At 71.0% G+C, this 19,301-nt stretch carries 17 protein-coding genes; 12 read left to right on the top strand and 5 right to left on the bottom strand.

The genetic code is table 11. The features are described from left to right. Positions 1-21 precede the first annotated feature (21 nt). From ACWGPF_RS01230 to ACWGPF_RS01220, 3 genes are all read left to right on the top strand, one after another. The gene (locus tag ACWGPF_RS01230) at positions 22-954 is read left to right on the top strand and encodes a proteasome assembly chaperone family protein (protein WP_452331079.1); all 933 of its coding nucleotides are present in this window, start codon (positions 22-24) and stop codon (positions 952-954) included. Positions 955-1,170: 216 nt separating this feature from the next. Beyond that, complete coding sequence (locus ACWGPF_RS01225; RefSeq protein ID WP_452331078.1) at positions 1,171-2,466, top strand: RNA polymerase sigma factor; 1,296 nt, start codon at positions 1,171-1,173, stop codon at positions 2,464-2,466. Then, the gene (locus ACWGPF_RS01220; protein WP_452331077.1) at positions 2,466-3,161 is read left to right on the top strand and encodes a coenzyme F420-0:L-glutamate ligase; all 696 of its coding nucleotides are present in this window, start codon (positions 2,466-2,468) and stop codon (positions 3,159-3,161) included. Before ACWGPF_RS01225 ends, ACWGPF_RS01220 begins: the two co-directional genes overlap by 1 nt. A 49-nt stretch (positions 3,162-3,210) precedes the next feature. Here the strand turns inward: ACWGPF_RS01220 and ACWGPF_RS01215 are convergent, their stop codons facing one another. Further along, entirely contained in the window at positions 3,211-4,233 is a 1,023-nt protein-coding gene (locus ACWGPF_RS01215; protein ID WP_452331076.1) for a sugar-transfer associated ATP-grasp domain-containing protein, read from the bottom strand. 49 nt (positions 4,234-4,282) lie between these two features. Between ACWGPF_RS01215 and ACWGPF_RS01210 the strand changes: the two genes are divergently transcribed. Beyond that, complete coding sequence (locus ACWGPF_RS01210) at positions 4,283-4,966, top strand: alanine racemase C-terminal domain-containing protein (RefSeq protein ID WP_452331075.1); 684 nt, start codon at positions 4,283-4,285, stop codon at positions 4,964-4,966. Beyond that, positions 4,963-6,000 (top strand): alanine racemase, encoded by a 1,038-nt coding sequence (locus tag ACWGPF_RS01205; RefSeq protein WP_452331074.1) that lies wholly within the window; start codon positions 4,963-4,965, stop codon positions 5,998-6,000. Before ACWGPF_RS01210 ends, ACWGPF_RS01205 begins: the two co-directional genes overlap by 4 nt. Positions 6,001-6,061: 61 nt before the next feature. Here the strand turns inward: ACWGPF_RS01205 and ACWGPF_RS01200 are convergent, their stop codons facing one another. Beyond that, the gene (locus tag ACWGPF_RS01200) at positions 6,062-6,277 is read right to left on the bottom strand and encodes a DUF7455 domain-containing protein (RefSeq protein ID WP_345435982.1); all 216 of its coding nucleotides are present in this window, start codon (positions 6,275-6,277) and stop codon (positions 6,062-6,064) included. A 166-nt stretch (positions 6,278-6,443) separates the two neighbouring features. Between ACWGPF_RS01200 and ACWGPF_RS01195 the strand changes: the two genes are divergently transcribed. Further along, on the top strand, positions 6,444-8,525 hold the full coding sequence (locus tag ACWGPF_RS01195; protein WP_452331073.1) for a DNA gyrase/topoisomerase IV subunit B: 2,082 nt from the start codon (positions 6,444-6,446) through the stop codon (positions 8,523-8,525). 75 nt (positions 8,526-8,600) lie between these two features. Here ACWGPF_RS01195 and ACWGPF_RS01190 read toward each other — a convergent pair whose 3' ends face one another. Beyond that, positions 8,601-11,048 carry a DNA gyrase/topoisomerase IV subunit A gene (locus ACWGPF_RS01190; RefSeq protein ID WP_452331072.1) on the bottom strand — a complete coding sequence of 816 codons (2,448 nt, stop codon included), beginning with the start codon at positions 11,046-11,048 and terminating at the stop codon, positions 8,601-8,603. Positions 11,049-11,158: 110 nt separating this feature from the next. On the opposite strand from ACWGPF_RS01190, the gene ACWGPF_RS01185 reads away from it, so the two are divergent. Beyond that, positions 11,159-12,286: an alkaline phosphatase family protein gene (locus ACWGPF_RS01185; RefSeq protein WP_452331071.1), complete on the top strand. Its 1,128-nt coding sequence runs from the start codon at positions 11,159-11,161 to the stop codon at positions 12,284-12,286. A gap of 6 nt (positions 12,287-12,292) precedes the next feature. Here ACWGPF_RS01185 and sepH read toward each other — a convergent pair whose 3' ends face one another. Further along, the gene (sepH, locus tag ACWGPF_RS01180; RefSeq protein ID WP_452331070.1) at positions 12,293-13,333 is read right to left on the bottom strand and encodes a septation protein SepH; all 1,041 of its coding nucleotides are present in this window, start codon (positions 13,331-13,333) and stop codon (positions 12,293-12,295) included. 230 nt (positions 13,334-13,563) lie between these two features. On the opposite strand from sepH, the gene ACWGPF_RS01175 reads away from it, so the two are divergent. Then, positions 13,564-13,857, top strand: coding sequence for a DUF4193 domain-containing protein (locus ACWGPF_RS01175; RefSeq protein ID WP_345435972.1), 294 nt, complete (start codon positions 13,564-13,566; stop codon positions 13,855-13,857). Between the two features lie 15 nt (positions 13,858-13,872). Here ACWGPF_RS01175 and ACWGPF_RS01170 read toward each other — a convergent pair whose 3' ends face one another. Next, positions 13,873-14,370 carry a DUF3093 domain-containing protein gene (locus ACWGPF_RS01170; RefSeq protein ID WP_452331069.1) on the bottom strand — a complete coding sequence of 166 codons (498 nt, stop codon included), beginning with the start codon at positions 14,368-14,370 and terminating at the stop codon, positions 13,873-13,875. A gap of 12 nt (positions 14,371-14,382) precedes the next feature. Here ACWGPF_RS01170 and dut point away from each other — a divergent pair, with 12 nt between their 5' ends. The 4 genes from dut to ACWGPF_RS01150 all read left to right on the top strand — a co-directional run bounded on the left by dut (position 14,383) and on the right by ACWGPF_RS01150 (position 19,198). Beyond that, positions 14,383-14,832, top strand: a complete 450-nt coding sequence (gene dut, locus ACWGPF_RS01165) for a dUTP diphosphatase (RefSeq protein ID WP_345435968.1) — start codon at positions 14,383-14,385, stop codon at positions 14,830-14,832. Further along, positions 14,829-15,443 carry a DUF3710 domain-containing protein gene (locus ACWGPF_RS01160; RefSeq protein ID WP_452331068.1) on the top strand — a complete coding sequence of 205 codons (615 nt, stop codon included), beginning with the start codon at positions 14,829-14,831 and terminating at the stop codon, positions 15,441-15,443. Before dut ends, ACWGPF_RS01160 begins: the two co-directional genes overlap by 4 nt. Beyond that, on the top strand, positions 15,440-16,165 hold the full coding sequence (locus ACWGPF_RS01155) for a DUF3159 domain-containing protein (protein ID WP_452331067.1): 726 nt from the start codon (positions 15,440-15,442) through the stop codon (positions 16,163-16,165). The genes ACWGPF_RS01160 and ACWGPF_RS01155 overlap by 4 nt, the downstream gene beginning before the upstream one ends. A 189-nt stretch (positions 16,166-16,354) precedes the next feature. After that, positions 16,355-19,198: an aconitate hydratase gene (locus ACWGPF_RS01150; RefSeq protein WP_452331066.1), complete on the top strand. Its 2,844-nt coding sequence runs from the start codon at positions 16,355-16,357 to the stop codon at positions 19,196-19,198. Positions 19,199-19,301 lie beyond the last annotated feature (103 nt).

Here is a 19,301-nt window from a genome sequence, read left to right as displayed (position 1 = left end):
GCCGCCTCGTAGCATGGAGGAATGCCCGTCCCCCGAGACCTCAGCGAACGCGCCGCCGACGCCCCCGTCGTCCCCGGCGGGCTTCCTCTCGTCGTGCTGCTCACCGGGTTCACCGACGCGGGCGGCGCGGTGTCCGGCGCGATCGACTACATGCGCGCGGTCGTCGACCAGCGCATCGTGGCCGTGTTCTCGAACGACGCGCTCCTCGACTACCGTGCGCGCCGCCCGATCGTGACCTTCGACAAGGACCACCTGACGGAGTACCGTCCGCCGCGCCTCGAGCTGTCGCTCGCGCAGGACGCGCTCGGGCAGCCCTTCCTCCTGCTCTCGGGGTACGAGCCCGACTTCGTGTGGGACGGCTTCGTCGACACGGTGCTGTCCTTCGCGCGCGAGTTCGACGTCTCGGGGCTGACCTGGGTGCATGCGATCGCCATGCCGGTGCCCCACACGCGCGATCTGGGGGCGACCGTCAGCGGCAACCGGCCGGAGCTCATCGCGGCGCAGTCGATCTGGCAGCCGCGCACGCAGGTGCCCGCGACAGCCGGGCATCTGCTCGAGTTCCGGGCGGCGCAGACGGGGCTCCTCGTCGCCGGCTTCGTCCTCCTCATCCCGCACTACCTCGCGGAGACGGACTACCCCGCGGCGACGCTCTCGGCGATCGACCGGATCGCCTCGTCGACGGGGCGCGTCTTCGACGTCGACGCCCTGCGCACGGAGAACACCGAGTACCTCGCGAAGGTGGGGGAGCAGATCGCCGGGAACGACGAGCTCGGCCGCATGATCGCGGGTCTCGAGGAGCGCTACGACGCCTACATGGCCGGTCTCGTCGACGGCACGTCGCCGCGCTCGGGTCTGCACGAGAGCGACCTGCCGAGCGCGGACGAGCTCGCCGCCGAGCTCGAGCGCTATCTCGCGTCCCGGCCGACGGGCGACGACGACAAGCCGATCGGCTGAGGCGTCCGCGGGGGAATGCGGCGGCCGCGGCCGCTGTTGTCGCAATGTGGGTCACCCGGGCGCCGCGTCGGATCGCGCGGCGGAGTGTGAGACAATGGTCCGACGACCCATTGGCGAGTCCCGTGCTGGCGAGGCGCAGGACTTGACAAGGGTCTTACTAGTGCCCGAAGACACCCGGGGGCGAGGCGCACAGCGCCATCGGTGAAAGGCGAGAACGTGACAACTGCCACGAAGGCTTCGCGGAGCACCGCGAACGACGACGAGGCCGTCGAGGACGAGGCCGCTGCGGCCGCCGGTCCCGCGGCCAAGAAGACCACGAAGAAGACCGCAGCCAAGACCGCGTCGACGAAGAGGACGAAGGCGGCGAAGAGCGCGAAGGCGTCCGACGAGGACGAGGAGGAGCTCGATGGCGACGTCGAGCTCGAGGCGGACGACGCCGACGAGACGTCCGACGACGCCGACGAGGCGAAGGACGACGCCAAGGGCGACGACGACAAGGGCAAGCCGGCGACGGCCGAGCCGCTGCCCACGGGCGCCATCGTCATCAGCTCGAGCGACGAGGAGGACGTCCCCGTCTACTCGACGCAGATCACGGGCGCCACGGCCGACCCCGTCAAGGACTACCTCAAGCAGATCGGCAAGGTCCCGCTGCTGAACGCCGCGGAGGAGGTCGACCTCGCCATGCGCATCGAGGCCGGCCTGTTCGCGGAGGAGAAGCTGTCGAAGATGTCGGCGGCGGAGAAGTCGAGCCAGCTCGGCCTCGACCTGCAGTGGGTGTCGCGGGACGGTCAGCGCGCGAAGAGCCACCTGCTCGGGGCGAACCTCCGCCTCGTCGTGTCGCTCGCGAAGCGCTACACGGGACGCGGCATGCAGTTCCTGGATCTCATCCAGGAGGGCAACCTCGGTCTCATCCGCGCGGTCGAGAAGTTCGACTACACCAAGGGCTTCAAGTTCTCGACGTACGCGACGTGGTGGATCCGCCAGGCCATCACGCGCGCCATGGCCGACCAGGCGCGCACCATCCGCATCCCGGTCCACATGGTCGAGGTCATCAACAAGCTCGCCAGGGTCCAGCGGCAGATGCTGCAGGACCTGGGTCGCGAGCCCACGCCCGAGGAGCTCTCGAAGGAGCTCGACATGACGCCCGAGAAGGTCGTCGAGGTCCAGAAGTACGGCCGCGAGCCCATTTCGCTCCACACGCCGCTCGGCGAGGACGGCGACAGCGAGTTCGGCGACCTCATCGAGGACACCGAGGCGGTCGTCCCGGCCGACGCGGTGGGCTTCACGATGCTGCAGCGTCAGCTCGAGAGCCTGCTCGACTCGCTCTCCGAGCGCGAGGCGGGTGTCATCCGCATGCGCTTCGGCCTCGGCGACGGGCAGCCGAAGACCCTCGACCAGATCGGCGACACCTTCGGCGTGACGCGTGAGCGCATCCGCCAGATCGAGTCGAAGACGATGGCGAAGCTGCGCCACCCGAGCCGCTCGCAGTCGCTTCGGGACTACCTCGAGTGATGGCGGAGGCGAACGAGGGCAAGCACCTCGAGGTCGAGGTCGACGGCGTCCGCTACGCGCGCATCCCCCTGCGCACGAAGGTGGTGATGCCGGACGACCGGATCGACGAGATCATCGCGGAGTACGCGAAGGACGCCGTCGAGCCGGGCGACCTGCTTTTCGTGACGGAGAAGATCGTCGCCATCACGCAGGGACGTTCGTACATGATGGACGAGATCCAGCCGCGCAAGCTGGCGACGTTCCTCTCGAAGTACGTCACGAAGACCGCTTACGGCATCGGCCTCGGCATCCCCGAGACGATGGAGATGGCGCTGCGTGAGGTCGGCACGCCCCGGATCCTCTTCGCCGCGGCCGTGTCGGCCGTGACGAAGCTCTTCGGGCGCCGCGGCGACTTCTACCGCATCGCCGGCGACAAGGCGCGCGCGATCGACGGCCCGACGCCCGGCACCATCCCGCCGTACAACAAGGCGGTCGTCCTCGGTCCCGAGCGTCCGCGCGAGGTCGCGGCGCACGTCCGCTCGCTCCTCGGGGTCGACGCCCACGTCGCCGTCGTCGACATCAACGACATCGGCGGCAACATCCTCGGCTCGACGCTCGACAAGGCGGGGGAGAGGCGACTGGTGCGCATCCTCGGCGACAACCCGCTCGGCCAGGGCCACCAGTCGACGCCGCTCGGCATCATCCGCGAGGTGTGAGACCAGACGACGAACGCCCCTCCGCCGAGGGGCGTTCGTCGTTCGCGGGTCAGAAGCCGATCGCCGTGCGGTACCGAGGCTTGTGGCCCGTGCGGATGCCCGTCACCGACGGCTTGTTCTCGTAGACGCCCGCGCCCCAGTTGCCTTCCACGAGCACGGGGCCGTCCGGCGTGACCACGACGTCCCATCCGACGTACTGCACCTGAGGCACGATGCGCGCGACCGCGTCGATGAACGTGCGCACCTCGTCCATGAGGGGCAGCTGGAACGACGCGATCGGGAAGCCCGTGTCGGGGTGCTTCTCGTGCACGTGCCCGTGCGAGTCGTAGCCGGATCCGAGCGCGCGCCCGGCATCGTCGAGCATCGTGTAGAAGCCGCCGAACGACATCTGGTCGCTCACCGCGCCGCGCCCGAACTTCTGCGCGATCGCGAGGATGTGCACATCGGCGCCGTCGTGGAACGCCGTGATGCGCGTGGTGTTGACGGTTCCCGGGCAGACCGCGGCGAGGTCGGGGTGCTGCACGATGACCTCCTCGAGCAGGACCTCGTCGCGGTCGAGCAGCCCGCGGTGGAAGGCCGCCCAGTCGTCGACCTCGCTCGCGTGGTACCGGTGGACGCCGAGCCCCATGTGGCTCACGGGCACCTTCGCGACGATCGTGCCGTGCTTCTCGACGAACGCGCGCACAGCGTCGGCGTTGCTCGTCTCGACGACGAGCCACTCCCGACGCAGGAACCGGTCGAACCGCTTGTTGAACTCGATCTTGTTCTCGAACAGCACGCGGTAGTCGGGATGCGCGTACCGCGCGGCGAGCTGCATGGACACGGGGTGCGTCATGAAGGTCGCACGCTCCGCCTTCGACAGGATGGCGAAGTCGTAGTCCACGTAGTCCTGGAAGGCGACATCGCGGCGGCCGGCCGACCACAGCATGTCGGCGACGACGAGCGGCACGGGCTTGCCGTGCTGCTCGTGCACCTCCTTGGCGCGTTCGATCACCGACGAGACGTCGATGCGGCGCGCCCGCTCCACGAGATAGCGGAGCTTGGGGCCGAGGCTGAGGCCGGTCGAGGGCATGCGGGCGTCCTCCAGGTCGCGGGCGGGGGGCCTGGCTAGTCTAGATCGGGTGACTTCGCCCCGCCTCCGGACCGCGGCCCCGTGGACGCGCGTGTCGCCCGCCTCCCTCGCCGCGAACCTCGAGTCGGCATCGGTCGGCGCCTCGGACGTCGGCGATCTGCGCCGCGACGCGTGGGGCCACGGGCTTCTCGTGGTGGGTCGCGCCCTCCGGCACGCAGGAGTCGGCGCTGTCGTCGTCGACGCCGTCGACCGCGCGATCGCCGAGGACCTCGGCTTCGTCGTGACGGATGCCGTCCCGACCGTCCCGATGGGGCGCATCCTGGGACTGGAGGGCGGCGCACCCGTGATGTCGCTGAGGGCGCGTGTGCTGTCGACGAAGCCGCTCCGCGAGGGCGAGGGCGTGTCGTACGGCTACATCCACCGTGCCGCGGCGGACACGCGCGTCGCCCTCGTGCCCGGCGGGTACGCGCAGGGCGTCGTCCGCGCGCTCGGCAACAGCGTGCACGTCGACATCCGAGGTCGTCGCCGGAGGATCGTCGGACGGGTCGCGATGGACGTGTGCGTCGTGGATGTGGGATCGCACGGGGATGTCGTCCCGGGTGATGAGGTCGTGTTCTTCGGGGATGGCGCGGTCCGCGACGAGCTCGTGCAGTGGGCGTCTGCGACGGGGCTGCGTCCCGGCGAGCTCGCGGCGCGTGTGGGTCTCGGCACCGCGCGGGAGGTGGCGGGATGACCGAGCTGAGGATCGACCTGGCGCGTCTGCGGGCCAACGTGCGCGCGGTGGCCGATCGTGTGGCGCCCGCCGCGCTCCTCGTCGTCGTGAAGGACGACGCGTACGGGCACGGCGTCGAGCCCGTCGTCGCGGCGGCGCTCGACGAGGGCGTGTCGTGGTTCGGCGCCATCGACGTGCCGTCGGCGGCGCGCGCGAAGGCGGCGGCCGGCGATCGCGCGCGCGTGTTCTGCTGGGCGACGCTGCCGGAGGAGGCGATCGGCGGCGCCCTCGATGCCGGGCTGGAGCTCGGCGTCGGCGACGGCGGCTACCTCGAGCGTGTGGCGCGCATCGCGACCGGCCGCGGGGCGGCCGCTCCCGTCCACCTCAAGATCGACACGGGACTCCACCGCAACGGCGTGCGACCGGAGGAATGGCCGTCGTTCACGGCGCGCGCCGCCGCGCTCGAGCGGGACGGCGCCATCCACGTCGTCGGCCTGTGGAGCCACATCTCGGAGGCGAGCGACGCCGAGGACGACCTCTCACGGGCGGTGTTCGAGGAGGCGGGCCGCGTCGCGCTCGACGCGGGCCTCCGCCCCGGCGTGCGGCACCTGGCGGCGAGCGCCGCGGCGTGGCACCGGCCGGCGTTCCGCGGCGACCTCGTGCGCATCGGCGCCTTCTGCTACGGCATCCGATCGGCCGGCGACGACGACGTCCCCGGTGTGGCACCGGCAGCCTCGCTCGTCGCCGATGTCGTCGGCATCGGCGCAGACCGCGTGGAGATCGGCGTCGGATGGCTCGACGGCGTGTTCTCGACGCTCGCCGGGCGTATCGACGTGGGGACGCCAGCGGGCCCTCGCACGCTCCTCGACGTCGCGGAGACCACGTCGACCGTCGCGTCGTGGCCGGGTGCCGCCGTCGGCGACGAGGTCGTGGTCTTCGGGCCGGGCACGACGGGGGAGTGGACGCCGACGAGCGTCGGCGAGGCGGCGGGCACGGTCGGCGAGGAGCCTCTGCTGCGGCTGTCGCCCCTCATCCCGCGCGTGCACGTGGGCTGAGGGCGCGCCCCGACGACGAAGCGCCCGTCCTCGCGGACGGGCGCTTCGGAAGCACGGTGTCTCAGCCGGCCTCGGCGAGACGGGCCGTCTCGTCGATCCACGACGTGGCGACGGCGCGCAGCTTCTCCTCGTACTTGCGACCGTGGTGGGCGCAGTAGAGCAGCTGGCTGCCGTTCACCTCGGCGGCGATGTAGGCCTGCGCGCCGCAGCTGTCGCAGCGGTCGGCGGCCGTGAGGCGGTAGGCGGCAGGTGCTTCGGGTGTCGTTGTCGCGGTCATGGTCTGCCTCCTGTTCGAACTGCCTGATCCGAGTTCACAGTATGAAACCACGCCCACCTCGGAAAGATGCCCGAAGGGCGGCGTGTTTCGCTCAGCGCGTACGTCGGCCCCCGGCAGGGGAGTGTCATGCAGGCGGTCTGCCGCGTCGAAAGTATGATCGAACACTGTGACCGCCGAGTACTCCGCCCACCACCTCCAGGTCCTGGAGGGCCTCGAGGCCGTCCGCAAGCGCCCCGGAATGTACATCGGCTCGAACGGCTCGCCCGGGCTCATGCACTGCCTGTGGGAGATCATCGACAACGCCGTCGACGAGGCGGTCGCGGGCAACGGCTCGCGCATCGACGTCATCCTGCACGGCGACGGCTCGGTCGAGGTACACGACCGCGGTCGCGGCGTCCCTGTCGACATCGAGCCGCGCACGGGACTCTCGGGCGTTGAGGTCGTCTACACGAAGCTGCACGCGGGCGGGAAGTTCGGCGGCGGCTCGTATGCCGCGTCCGGTGGTCTTCACGGCGTGGGCGCGTCCGTCGTGAACGCGCTCTCGGAGCGGCTCGACGTCGAGGTCGATCGCGACGGGAAGACGTGGGCGATGTCGTTCCACCGAGGCGAGCCCGGCCTCTTCGACGATGCCGGGGCTCCGGCGCCGGATGCGCCGTTCCGCCCCTTCGAGGAGCGCAGCGAGCTGCGTGTCGTCGGCAAGGTCGGGAAGGGCGTCAGCGGAACGCGCGTGCGCTACTGGGCCGACCGTCAGATCTTCACGAGGGATGCGGCATTCCAGCTCGACGAGCTCGTCACGCGGGCGCGGCAGACGGCGTTCCTCGTGCCGGGCCTCGAGATCGTCATCCGCGACGAGCGCGGCGACGACGCCGTGGAGACCTCGTACCGCTTCGACGGCGGCATCTCCGAGTTCGTCGACTTCCTCGCCACCGACGCTCCCGTCACCGACGACTGGCGGCTGCAGGGCTCCGGCACGTTCCAGGAGACCGTGCCGATGCTCCAGCCGGACGGCTCGATGCGCTCGACCGAGGTCCAGCGCGAGTGCACGGTCGACATCGCCCTGCGATGGGGGACCGGCTACGACACGGCCATCCGCTCGTTCGTCAACATCATCTCGACGCCCAAGGGCGGTACGCACCAGCAGGGGTTCGAGCAGGAGCTGCTCAAGCAGCTGCGCGCCGAGGTGGAGAAGAACGCCCGGCGCCTCAAGGTGGGCCAGAACGACAAGCTCGAGAAGGACGACGTGCTGGCGGGCCTCACAGCCGTCCTCACCGTCACGGTCCCGGAGCCGCAGTTCGAGGGACAGACCAAGGAGGTCCTCGGCACCCCTGCCGTGCGCGCGATCGTCGCGAAGGTGGTTCGCGAGGGGCTCCGCGAGCGCTTCACGTCGACGAAGCGCGACGACAAGAACCAGACCTCGATGCTGCTCGACAAGGTCGTCGCCGAGATGAAGGCGCGCGTGTCGGCGCGCGCCCACAAGGAGACGCAGCGTCGGAAGAACGCGCTGGAGAGCTCCTCCCTCCCGGCCAAGCTGATCGACTGCCGTTCGAGCGACGTGGCGCAATCGGAGCTGTTCATCGTCGAGGGCGACTCCGCGCTCGGCACGGCGCGTCGAGCGCGAGACAGCGAGTTCCAGGCGCTGCTGCCCATCCGCGGCAAGATCCTCAACACGCAGAAGGCGTCGATCGGCGACATGCTGTCGAACGCCGAGTGCGCATCCATCATCCAGGTGATCGGCGCGGGATCGGGCCGGACCTTCGACATCGAGGCCGCGCGCTACGGCAAGGTCATCATGATGAGCGACGCCGATGTCGACGGCGCGCACATCCGCACGCTGCTGCTGACGCTGTTCTATCGCTACCTGCGGCCGCTCATCGAGGACGGTCGCGTGTACGCGGCCGTCCCGCCGCTGCATCGGGTCATCGTCGTCAACCCCGGCTCCAAGCCGAACGAGACGATCTACACGTACAGCGACGTCGAGCTGCAGCGGCTGCTCGCGAAGCTGCAGAAGCAGGGCAAGCGCTGGCAGGAGCCCATCCAGCGGTACAAGGGCCTCGGCGAGATGGATGCCGACCAGCTCGCGGAGACGACCATGCAGCGCGATGGACGTCTGCTCCGCCGGGTGCGGATGGAGGACGCGGAGGCGGCAGGCCGCGTCTTCGAGATGCTCATGGGCAACGAGGTCGCGCCGCGCCGCGAGTTCATCATCGACTCCGCCGACCGCCTCGACCGCGAGGCGATCGACGCCTGACGGTCCGAGCCCCTCCTGGTCGGTCGACGGGCGAGGGTGTGCTGCGACCGAGTCGAGACGTCGCGAGGTGCGACGTCAGACGATCGTGCGGCCGATCGACGAGATGACGGCCTCGAGCGGCTGACCCGACGCGTCGCGCTTGGCGAGCGTCTGGGGGAGCTTGCGCGCGGAGCCGTTCTGGTCGACGGCGAGCGCCGGGTCGGGCCCCACCCATGCGAGCGTGAGCCGGTCCTCGCCGCGGAGGAAGGCGTGCGCGCGGACCCCGCCCGTCGCGCGGCCCTTGCCCGGGAACTCGGAGAAGTCCGAGATCTTCGCGCGCCCCGTGTCGGCGCCCGGCAGCATCGCCTCCGAGCCCGACACGGTGACGACGACGTCGCCGTCGCCCGAGACGGCGCCGAAGAACAGCGCCGACGCGTTCGCGCCGAGCTTGATCCCGGCCATCCCGCCGGCCGCCGCACCCTGCGGGCGCACCGACGACGCGGCGAAGTGCAGCAGTTGCGCGTCGGTGGTGACGAACACGAGCTCCGTCTCCTCGCCCGCGGGCGAGGCGCCGACGACCTCGTCGCCGGGCTTCAGGGCGATGACCTCGACGTCGGGCTTCGCCGACAGAGCGGCCGGGACGATGCGCTTGACGACGCCCTGCGCCGTCCCGAGCGCGACCGGCGTCTCGTCGTCGAGGCGGATGAGTGCGACGATCCGCTCCGCGCGGTCCGTGAGGCCGACGTAGTCGTGCAGCTTCACGCCCACGCCCAGCTGCACGGCGTTGGCCGGCACCGACGGGATGTCGACGGGGTGGAACCGCACGAGCCGGCCGCGGTTCGTGAGGGCGCCGGCCTCGCCGCGGATGGTCGTGGCGACGGTGGAGAGGATCGCATCGTGCTTGCTGCGCCGCCCCGAGGCCGCGAGCGTCTGCCCCTCGGGAACCTCCACGCGCACGGCGCGCCCCGTCGTCGACAGCGCGACGAGCGTCGGGCCGTCGGCGATCTGGAGGTCCGCGTCGTCGGTCTTGCGCGAGCGGGTCGCCGCCGGCTTCGCGTTCATGAGGAGCGTGCGCCGCGGCGTGCCGTACTTGTCGACGACCGCGTCCAGCTCGGCCGACACCTGGCGGCGCAGGAGGGCATCCGATCCCAGCAGCTCCTCGAGGTGCGCGATCTCCGCGAGCAGCTCGTCGCGCTCCTTCTCGAGCTCGATGCGCGAGAACTTCGTGAGGCGGCGCAGCCGCAGCTCGAGGATGTACTCCGCCTGCACGTCGTCGAGGTCGAACACCTGGCACAGGCGCGAGCGGGCCTGCTCGGAGTCGTCGGACGTGCGGATGACCTGGATGACCTCGTCGATGTCGAGGATGGCCACCAGCAGGCCCCGCACGAGGTGCAGACGCTCCTGCCGCCGCGCGAGACGGTAGCGGCTGCGGCGGGTGACGACCTCGATCCGGTGCCCGACGTACACCCGCAGGAGCTCGAGCAGGCCCAAGGTGTGCGGACGCCCGCCCACGAGGGCGACGTTGTTGAAGTTGAAGGAGTCCTCGAGCGGGGTGAGGCGGTAGAGGCGCTCCAACACGGCCTGCGGGTCGAAGCCGGTCTTGACCCCGATGACGATCCGCAGCCCGTTGTTGCGGTCCGTGAGGTCGGTGACGTCGCTGATGCCCTGCAGCTTCTTCGACTGGACGGCGTCCTTGAGCTTCTCGATGACGCGCTCCGGCCCGACCATGTACGGCAGCTCCGTGACGACGATGCCCGTCCGCCGCGGGCCGATCTGCTCGATCGACACCTTGCCGCGCACCTTGATCGCGCCGCGCCCCGTCTCGTAGGCGTCGCGGACGCCGTCGAGCCCCACGACGATCCCGCCCGAGGGGAAGTCGGGGCCGGGGACGAACTCCATGAGCTGGTCGAGCGTGGCGTCGGGGTTCTCGATGAGGAAGTTCGCGGCCGCGACGACCTCCGTGAGGTTGTGCGGCGCCATGTTCGTCGCCATGCCGACAGCGATGCCGGTCGTGCCGTTGACGAGGAGGTTGGGGTAGGCGGCCGGCAGCACGTCGGGCTGCTGGAACTGGCCGTCGTAGTTCGGCACGAAGTCGACGACGTCCTCGTCGAGATTCTCGGTCATCGCCATCGCGGCGGCAGCGAGACGCGCCTCCGTGTAGCGGGCGGCCGCGGGGCCGTCGTCGAGGGAGCCGAAGTTGCCGTGACCGTCCACGAGGGGGACGCGGAGGGCGAAGTCCTGGGCGAGGCGGACGAGCGCGTCGTAGATGGCGGTGTCGCCGTGGGGGTGGAGCTTCCCCATCACCTCGCCCACGACACGGGCGCTCTTGACGTGACCGCGCTCGGGGCGCAGGCCCATCTCGGCCATCTGGAACAGGATGCGCCGCTGCACGGGCTTGAGGCCGTCGCGCGCGTCGGGGAGCGCTCGGGAGTAGATGACCGAGTAGGCGTACTCGAGGTACGATCCCTGCATCTCGGACTCGAGGTCGATGTCCTCGATTCGCTCGTCGACGGGTGCAGCGTCGGACGCCTGCCTGCGCGCCATTCAGCCCTCTTCCTCGCGTGATGCCCGGTGCTCGTCCGCGGTCCGATCCGCCGACGGCCGGATGGCCGGGTGCAGGGCGGCGTGGACGCCCCTGTGGGAGACTTGCCCGGATGTCCCTCATCGTACCCGGGGGCCCGGCGAACGCCCGGAGCCTCACCGAGCTCGCCCCCGAGTCGCTGCGTGCGCTCGACGGCCGCGGCACGTGGCTCGCCCCCGCGGCCTCGCTCGTCGTCGTCGTCGTCGACGGGCTCGGCGCCATCCAGCTGCGCGCCCACGCGGGACATGCGCGCCGCCTCGCGGGCGCGATGGCCCGTCGCGACATCGCGCGGAGCGTCTTCCCGTCCACGACGGCTGCCGCGCTCACGAGCATCCTCACGGGCGCTGATCCCGGCCGCCATGGCCTGGCGGGCTACCGTGTGCGCGATCCCGATCGCGGAACCCTCGCGAACCAGCTGAACGGCTACGAGCGCGACGGCCTCGATCCCGCGACGTGGCAGCGGGAGCCGACCGTGTTCGAACGCGCGCTGGCGGATGGCCGGCGCGCGTTCGCGGTCGGCCTCGGCGAGTACGCCGGCACGGGCTTCACCCGCGCGGTGCTCCGCGGGGCGGAGTACGTCGCGGAGGACGGGGTGCGCGCCCGCGTCGCGACGGCGTACGCGCTCGCCGCCGCCCATCCCGGGGCTTTCGTCTACTGCTACCTCCCCGAGGTCGACAAGGCGGGACACCGGCACGGCGTCGACTCGCCGCAGTGGCTCGCCGCGCTGGAGGACGTCGATGCGGCGTTCGCGGCGCCCGTCCCCTCCGGCGTCGGCGTCATCGTCACGGCCGACCACGGCATGGTCGACGTCCCCCGCCATCGCCACGACCTGCTCGACCACGGCGATCCGCGTCTCGACGGCGTCGCGCTCATCGGCGGCGAGCCGCGGCTGCTCCACCTCTACCTCGACGACGGCGCGCAGGCGGAGACCGTCGCGGCGACGTGGACGCGGCTCTCCGAGCGCAGCGGGGTCGTCTCGACGCGCGACGCGGCCGTCGCCGCCGGTCTGTTCGGCGAGGTGGACGACGCCGTGGCACCGCGCATCGGCGACGTCCTCGTCGCGGCGCGCGGCACGTGGGCGTTCTACGACGACCGCCTCGCCGACAAGCGCTCGCAGGCGATGATCGGCCAGCACGGCTCCGTCACCCCGGAGGAGTCGAGCGTCCCGCTCATCCTCCTCGGCGCCGTCGCACGGCGCTGAGGAGGGTCAGTCGTCGGCGCGGGCGCCGAAGACGATCTCATCCCACGACGGCATCGACGCGCGCCCGCGACGGCGGGGCGCGTCCTGCTCCGGGCGGGTGGCCGTCTCCCCGGCGGGTTCCGGTTCCGGGTCGCCCGCATACCCCGGCTCGAGGGCGTCGAAGATCGCGACGGGAGCGGCGCCGGGCTTCTCCGGCTCGTCCGGAGCATCGGGCTCGGTCTCGAGCACGGGCGCGGTCTCGCGCTGGCCCCGTCGACGGCGGAGGGCCTCGAGGAGGTCGGCCGTGTCGGGGTGCGGGGCGTCGGCGCTCGGAGCGCGCTTCGTCGCGGCGTCGCGCACCGACGGGATGGCCCGTGTCAGGCCGTCGGTCGCGGTCTCCGCTTCGGGGAGGCGGCGCGGTCCGAAGGCCCCGGAGTCGAAACGCTCGTCCTCGCGCGGCTCGACCGCGTCGAGGGCGCGCAGCCGGGGGATGAGACCCTCCGGGAGCGGACCCTGGCGCGAGAGCTGCGTGGCGTCGCCGTTCAGCGGGGCGAGCGCGCCGCGGCGCGGATCGAAGCTCCACCGCGCGTCGTGGTCGACGTCGGATGCCGTGAACTCGAGCTTGACGACCCAGCCCGTGTCATCCTTCCAGCTCGTCCATCGCTCACCCGTCGCGGCGATGTCCGACAGCTTGCCGCGGATGGCGTCGCCGAACGTCGGGTTCTGCTCGCCGCCGAGGTCGACGGCCATGAGCACGGGCACCGCGAGAGCGCGCCCGACGATGTGCTCGCGCTCGGCGACGACGGGGCCCTCGAACCTCCGCACGTCCTCGAGACGCGCTCCGAGGAGGGCGGCCACCTCCTCCGCGGAGAGGCCGGAGCGGATGTGCTGCTGGATCTCCCGCGGACTCACGGCCGGGAGCCGCGGCTCGTCGCTGTGGGCGGCCCTGTCGATCCGCCGGAGCTGGGTGCGCAGCAGATCGTCTGCGGGCAGCACGAACCGCACGCCCGAGTCGTTCGCCAGGACGAGCTTCCCGTCCTCGGTTCCCACGATCGTGAGCTGTTCCATGCGCCTGCTCCTCACACGATGGCCATCGGTGTCCCGTCATGGTGTCACGGGCAGGGCGTCCAGGCCGGGAATACCGCGGGCGCGCCGCGGGTTCGGATGCGTGCAGGCGCCGGAGGCGCCGCGTCGGGCGGAACGCATTTGCGAAAGCGCGACGCGTCGTGCAAGATAGCGCCGCCCCGCCACGCGGCGGGGATGAGCAACACCCGATGACGAAAGAAGTGACGCCCTAGATGGCAACCGACTACGACGCCCCGCGAAAGAGCGAAGACGACAACAACGAGTCGATCGAGGCGCTCAAGGCGCGCCGCCCCGACAACGCGGGGTCGATCGACTCGGAGGACGCCGACAACCCGTCGAGCTTCGACCTGCCGGGTGCCGACCTGTCCAACGTCGAGCTCGATGTCGTCGTGCTGCCGCCGCAGGACGACGAGTTCACGTGCATGAGCTGCTTCCTCGTGAAGCACCGCTCGCAGCTCGACCACGACGGCGCAGACGGCCCGATCTGCCGCGACTGCGCGGCCTGATCCGACCGGCCCGCGTCAGCGGGCCGTGCCGCGCGCACGCCGCACGGCCGCCGCGAGGCGGTCGGGCGTGCGCGTGGACACCGTCCACGACGTGACGGGGTCGTCCTCGTCGGTGTTCGGGATGACGACCACCCCGTCGATGCCGCCGCGCACGAGATACCAGCCGCGCGGGTCGAGACCCGTCCCGCGCGCCGCGCGGGCCTCCTCCCCGACGAGCGGCACGGGCTCGCCGAGGTAGCGGGCCTCGATGTGCGCGCGCCCTGCGCGCAGGCTGCCCTCCCGCACCTCCACGACGGGGGAGCCCGCGAGCAGCAGCGCGATGATCGCGACGGCGCCCGCCGCCCCCAGCGCCAGCGCCAGCGCCGGCTCGATGCGGATGAAGACGAGCGCGATCATGGGGCCCGTGACGGCGGCGGACGCGAGCGCCCACAGCGACGGAGACAGGCGCTCTCGGTACGAAGCGGCGGCACCCGCGGAAGAGGTGCTGTGGGGGGACGGCACGGTGTTCTGCATTACCCTCGTTGCGTGACCGATATCGTGGACGTCCCCATTGTCGCACCCGCGGTGCCCGTCTACTCGCACCCGGGCGACGCGGGAGCCGACCTCGTCTCGGTCGAGGACGTCGCGCTCGCGCCGGGGGAGCGCGCCCTGGTGGGCACCGGCGTGCGCGTCGCTCTGCCCGACGGGTATGCGGCTTTCGTCGTCCCCCGCAGCGGGCTCGCCGCGAAGCACGGCATCACGATCGTGAACGCGCCGGGGACGATCGACGCGGGCTACCGGGGCGAGATCAAGGTCGCCCTCCTCAACACGGACGCGCGCGAGACGTACCGCGTCGCGAAGGGCGAGCGGATCGCGCAGCTGATCCTCATGCCCGTCCCGCGCGCGAACTTCATCCCCGTCGACGAGCTGCCCGGATCCGTGCGCGGTGACGGCGGCTTCGGTTCGACGGGCAAGCAGACACGAGGAGACGCATGAGCGATGACAGCGGGCAGGGTCCCGACGAGATCGAGGTCGCGGAGACGACGGGGCCGACCGCGCGCGACCGCGCGGCGGACGGGCCGTTCGACGAGTCCGAGGCCAACCCCGTGCGCCCGTACATCGATCTCGGAGGCATCAAGATCCTGCCGCGGGAGGGGCTGAACCTCCGACTCGAAGTGGAGGAGCAGTCCAAGCGCATCGTCGCGGTCGGGCTCGACTACGCCGACTCGACGCTCCAGGTGCAGCCGTTCGCCGCTCCCCGGTCGGCGGGACTCTGGGACGAGACGCGCGACCAGATCCGCGACCAGGTGCGCCAGCAGGGCGGGCGTGTCGAGGAGCGCGAAGGCCCCCTCGGCCCCGAGCTCCTCGCCGAGGTGCCCGTCCTCGCCGGCGGCGCCTCCGAGAAGCGTCTCGCCCGATTCATCGGCGTCGACGGGCCGCGCTGGTTCCTGCGCGGCGTCGTCGGCGGGCGCGCCACGAGCGATCCCGAGGCCGCGGAGCGCGTGGAGGACCTCTTCCGGTCGATCGTCGTCGTGCGCGGCGGCGCCCCCATGCCGCCCCGCGACCTCATCCCCCTGAAGATGCCGCAGACGCCGGGAGCGGCGTGAGCGCAGCGGGCGATCGAGAAGAGGACACACCCCTCGAACCGCCGCGCGCCTCCGACGCGCTGGGCGCCGCACTGGGCGGAGCCGCCCGCCGCATGGGCTTGGACCCGTCTGCGCAGGCGGGTACGGGCCAGGTGGTGTGGAAGGCGATGGGCGGATGGCGGGGCGTGCTCGAGTCCGTGCTCCCGAGCCTCGCATTCGTCGTGCTCTTCACGCTCTTCCCCGACGCGCTGGTGCTCGCGCTGGGCGTCTCCGTCGGGGTGGCCGCCCTCTTCACGCTCGTCCGCCTCGTCCAGAAGTCGCCGCCATCCGCCGCCCTCGGGGGGCTCATCGCGGCTGCGGCCGCCGCCGCGCTCGCGCTGTGGACGGGGCGCGGAGAGGACAACTTCGTCCCCGGCTTCCTGACGAACGCCGTCTACGGAACGGCCCTCCTGCTCTCCGCCCTCATCGGGTGGTCGCTCATCGGCCTCGCGGTCGGCTTCCTCATGGGGGAGGGGACGGCGTGGCGCAGGGATCGCCGGAAGCGCCGCGTCTTCCTGTGGCTCGGGCTCGCGTGGGCCGCGCTGTTCTACGCGCGCCTCGCCGTGCAGCTGCCGCTGTACTTCGCGGGCGACGTGACGGCGCTCGGCACCCTCAAGCTCGTCATGGGCCTCCCGCTGTTCGCACCGCTCGTCGCGGTGACGTGGCTCGCCGTGCGCGCGCTCTACCCGCGCCCCGCCGCCTGACACGCGCTCGTCCGAGCCGTCCGCGAGCATCCGCGCATGCTAGATTTATCTTGACATCGAGATAAATCGCGCAGCAGTCGCGCCTCGCCCGCCGTGGTCGTCGGGTTAGGTCCGCCTTCCTAGCCTTCCGCTGCGGGCGGCGAGCAAGATGGGGGCGTAAGTGCGCGGTCGACCAGGAGGAGACAGCCCGTGTCAACGGTGAACAGCTTCGGTGCGAAGAGCACCCTGACGGTCGGCAGCACCGACTACGAGATCTACCGCATCGACGCCGTCGCCGGCTACGAGAAGCTCCCGTACAGCCTCAAGGTGCTGCTCGAGAACCTCCTCAGGACGGAGGACGGCGCCAACATCACGAAGGAGCAGATCGAGGCGCTCGGCTCCTGGGACGCCGCGGCGGAGCCCGACACCGAGATCCAGTTCACGCCGGCTCGCGTCGTGATGCAGGACTTCACGGGCGTGCCGTGCATCGTCGACCTCGCCACCATGCGCGAGGCCGTCACTGCGCTCGGCGGCGACGCGAACCGCATCAACCCGCTCTCGCCCGCCGAGATGGTCATCGACCACTCCGTCATCGCCGACCTGTTCGGCAGCGAGAACGCGCTCGAGCGCAACGTCGAGATCGAGTACGAGCGCAACGGCGAGCGCTACCAGTTCCTCCGCTGGGGCCAGACCGCGTTCTCCGACTTCAAGGTCGTCCCCCCTGGCACCGGAATCGTCCACCAGGTGAACATCGAGCACCTCGCGAAGGTCGTGTACGACCGCGAGGTCGGCGGCGTGCTTCGCGCCTACCCCGACACGTGCGTCGGCACCGACTCGCACACCACCATGGTGAACGGCCTCGGCGTGCTCGGATGGGGCGTCGGCGGCATCGAAGCGGAGGCCGCCATGCTCGGCCAGCCCGTCTCGATGCTCATCCCGCGGGTGGTCGGGTTCAAGCTCACCGGCTCGATCCCAGCCGGCGTGACGGCGACCGACGTCGTCCTCACGATCACCGACATGCTCCGCCAGCACGGCGTGGTCGGCAAGTTCGTCGAGTTCTACGGCGAGGGCGTCGCCTCCGTGCCGCTCGCGAACCGCGCCACGATCGGCAACATGAGCCCAGAGTTCGGCTCCACGGCCGCCATGTTCCCCGTCGACGACGTCACGCTCGACTACCTGCGACTGACCGGCCGCGACGAGCAGACGGTCGCGCTCGTGGAGGCCTACGCCAAGGAGCAGCACCTCTGGCACGACCCGTCGCGCGAGCTCGTCTTCAGCGAGTACATGGAGCTCGACCTCTCCACGGTCGTCCCCTCGATCGCCGGCCCGAAGCGCCCGCAGGACCGCATCCTGCTGTCGGACGCGAAGGAGCAGTTCGGCAAGGACATCCTGAACTACGCGGAGCCCGCGCAGGAGCCGGTCGAGGTCGACGGCACGTTCCCCGCCTCCGACCCGGGCGTCGCTCCCGGCGTCGAGCACGAGCACGTCGAGGCGCACGATCTGCACCACTCGCCGTCGGTGCTGGTCTCTGGTGCGCCGCACGCCGCGTCCAACCCCGTCAAGGTGACAACGCCGGATGGCGCGGAGTACCTCCTCGACAACGGCGCCGTCACCCTCGCCGCCATCACCTCGTGCACGAACACGTCGAACCCCTCCGTCATGATCGCCGCAGGGCTCCTCGCGCGCAAGGCCGCGCAGAAGGGCCTGACGCGCAAGCCCTGGGTCAAGACGACCCTCGGCCCCGGGTCGAAGGTCGTGACCGACTACTACGAGAAGTCGGGTCTCGACAAGGACCTCGAGTCGCTCGGCTTCTACACGGTCGGCTACGGCTGCACGATCTGCATCGGCAACTCGGGCCCCCTCATCGAGGAGGTCTCCGCTGCCATCAACGAGAACGACCTCGCCGTGACGGCCGTGCTCTCGGGCAACCGCAACTTCGAGGGCCGCATCAGCCCCGACGTGAAGATGAACTACCTCGCGTCGCCTCCGCTCGTCGTGGCGTACTCGCTCGCCGGGTCGATGAACTTCGACTTCGAGACGGACGCGCTCGGCACCGATGCGGACGGCAACGACGTGTTCCTGCAGGACATCTGGCCCTCGCCGGACGAGGTCCAGGACATCATCGACTCGTCGATCTCGCGCGAGCAGTTCATCAAGCAGTACGCGACCGTGTTCGACGGCGACGAGCGCTGGCGCAACCTGCCGACGCCGACCGGCCCCGTCTTCGAGTGGAACGACGAGTCGACGTACGTGCGCAGGCCCCCGTACTTCGAGGGCATGACGATGGACCTCACGCCGGTCACCGACATCGTGGGCGCGCGCGTGATGGCGACGCTGGGCGACTCGGTGACGACCGACCACATCAGCCCCGCAGGCAACATCAAGGCGGGCACGCCCGCGGCACAGTACCTGACGGAGCACGGCGTCGCGCAGAAGGACTTCAACTCGTACGGGTCGAGGCGCGGCAACCACGAGGTCATGATCCGCGGTACCTTCGCGAACATCCGCCTGAAGAACCTCCTCGTGAGCGCCGTCAATGACGGCGCCGTGGTCGAGGGCGGCTACACGCGCGACTTCACGAAGCCCGAGGGTCCGCAGTCGTTCATCTACGATGCGTCGCAGAACTACCAGGCGCAGGGCACCCCGCTCGTCATCTTCGGCGGCAAGGAGTACGGCTCCGGATCGTCGCGTGACTGGGCGGCCAAGGGCACGAGCCTTCTGGGCGTCAAGGCCGTGATCACCGAGAGCTTCGAGCGCATCCACCGCTCGAACCTCATCGGCATGGGCGTCGTCCCGCTGCAGTTCCCGGCGGGCGAGAGCTGGGCGTCGCTGGGCCTCGACGGCACCGAGATCGTCTCGATCGAGGGCCTCGAGCAGCTCAACGAGGGCGTCACGCCGAAGACGGTCAGGGTGACCGCCGCGCCGAGCGAGCACTCGGCTCCCGGCAAGGAGACGGTGCGGTTCGACGCCGTCGTGCGCATCGACACCCCCGGTGAGGCGGACTACTACCGCAACGGCGGCATCCTGCAGTACGTGCTGCGCAGCCTCGTCTGACGCACGTCCCCGACGGCCCCGGTGCCCCGCTCTGCGGGCACCGGGGCCGCTGCGCGCCGGGAAGTCAAGCCCGGTCGCGTCGCACGCTCCCTCCAGGCTGTCG

This window comes from Microbacterium sp. NPDC055683 (assembly GCF_053617895.1).
This window is presented reverse-complemented; position numbering and strand designations above follow the sequence as displayed.

Coding starts and splice junctions, on each gene's coding strand:
- ACWGPF_RS01160 (WP_452331068.1), top strand. CDS start 14,829: ATGAGCGATGACAGCGGGCAGGGTCCCGACGAGATCGAGGTCGCGGAG.
- sepH (WP_452331070.1), bottom strand. CDS start 13,333: ATGGAACAGCTCACGATCGTGGGAACCGAGGACGGGAAGCTCGTCCTG.
- ACWGPF_RS01170 (WP_452331069.1), bottom strand. CDS start 14,370: ATGCAGAACACCGTGCCGTCCCCCCACAGCACCTCTTCCGCGGGTGCC.
- ACWGPF_RS01215 (WP_452331076.1), bottom strand. CDS start 4,233: ATGCCCTCGACCGGCCTCAGCCTCGGCCCCAAGCTCCGCTATCTCGTG.
- ACWGPF_RS01220 (WP_452331077.1), top strand. CDS start 2,466: ATGGCGGAGGCGAACGAGGGCAAGCACCTCGAGGTCGAGGTCGACGGC.
- ACWGPF_RS01230 (WP_452331079.1), top strand. CDS start 22: ATGCCCGTCCCCCGAGACCTCAGCGAACGCGCCGCCGACGCCCCCGTC.
- ACWGPF_RS01185 (WP_452331071.1), top strand. CDS start 11,159: ATGTCCCTCATCGTACCCGGGGGCCCGGCGAACGCCCGGAGCCTCACC.
- ACWGPF_RS01205 (WP_452331074.1), top strand. CDS start 4,963: ATGACCGAGCTGAGGATCGACCTGGCGCGTCTGCGGGCCAACGTGCGC.
- ACWGPF_RS01200 (WP_345435982.1), bottom strand. CDS start 6,277: ATGACCGCGACAACGACACCCGAAGCACCTGCCGCCTACCGCCTCACG.
- ACWGPF_RS01175 (WP_345435972.1), top strand. CDS start 13,564: ATGGCAACCGACTACGACGCCCCGCGAAAGAGCGAAGACGACAACAAC.
- ACWGPF_RS01190 (WP_452331072.1), bottom strand. CDS start 11,048: ATGGCGCGCAGGCAGGCGTCCGACGCTGCACCCGTCGACGAGCGAATC.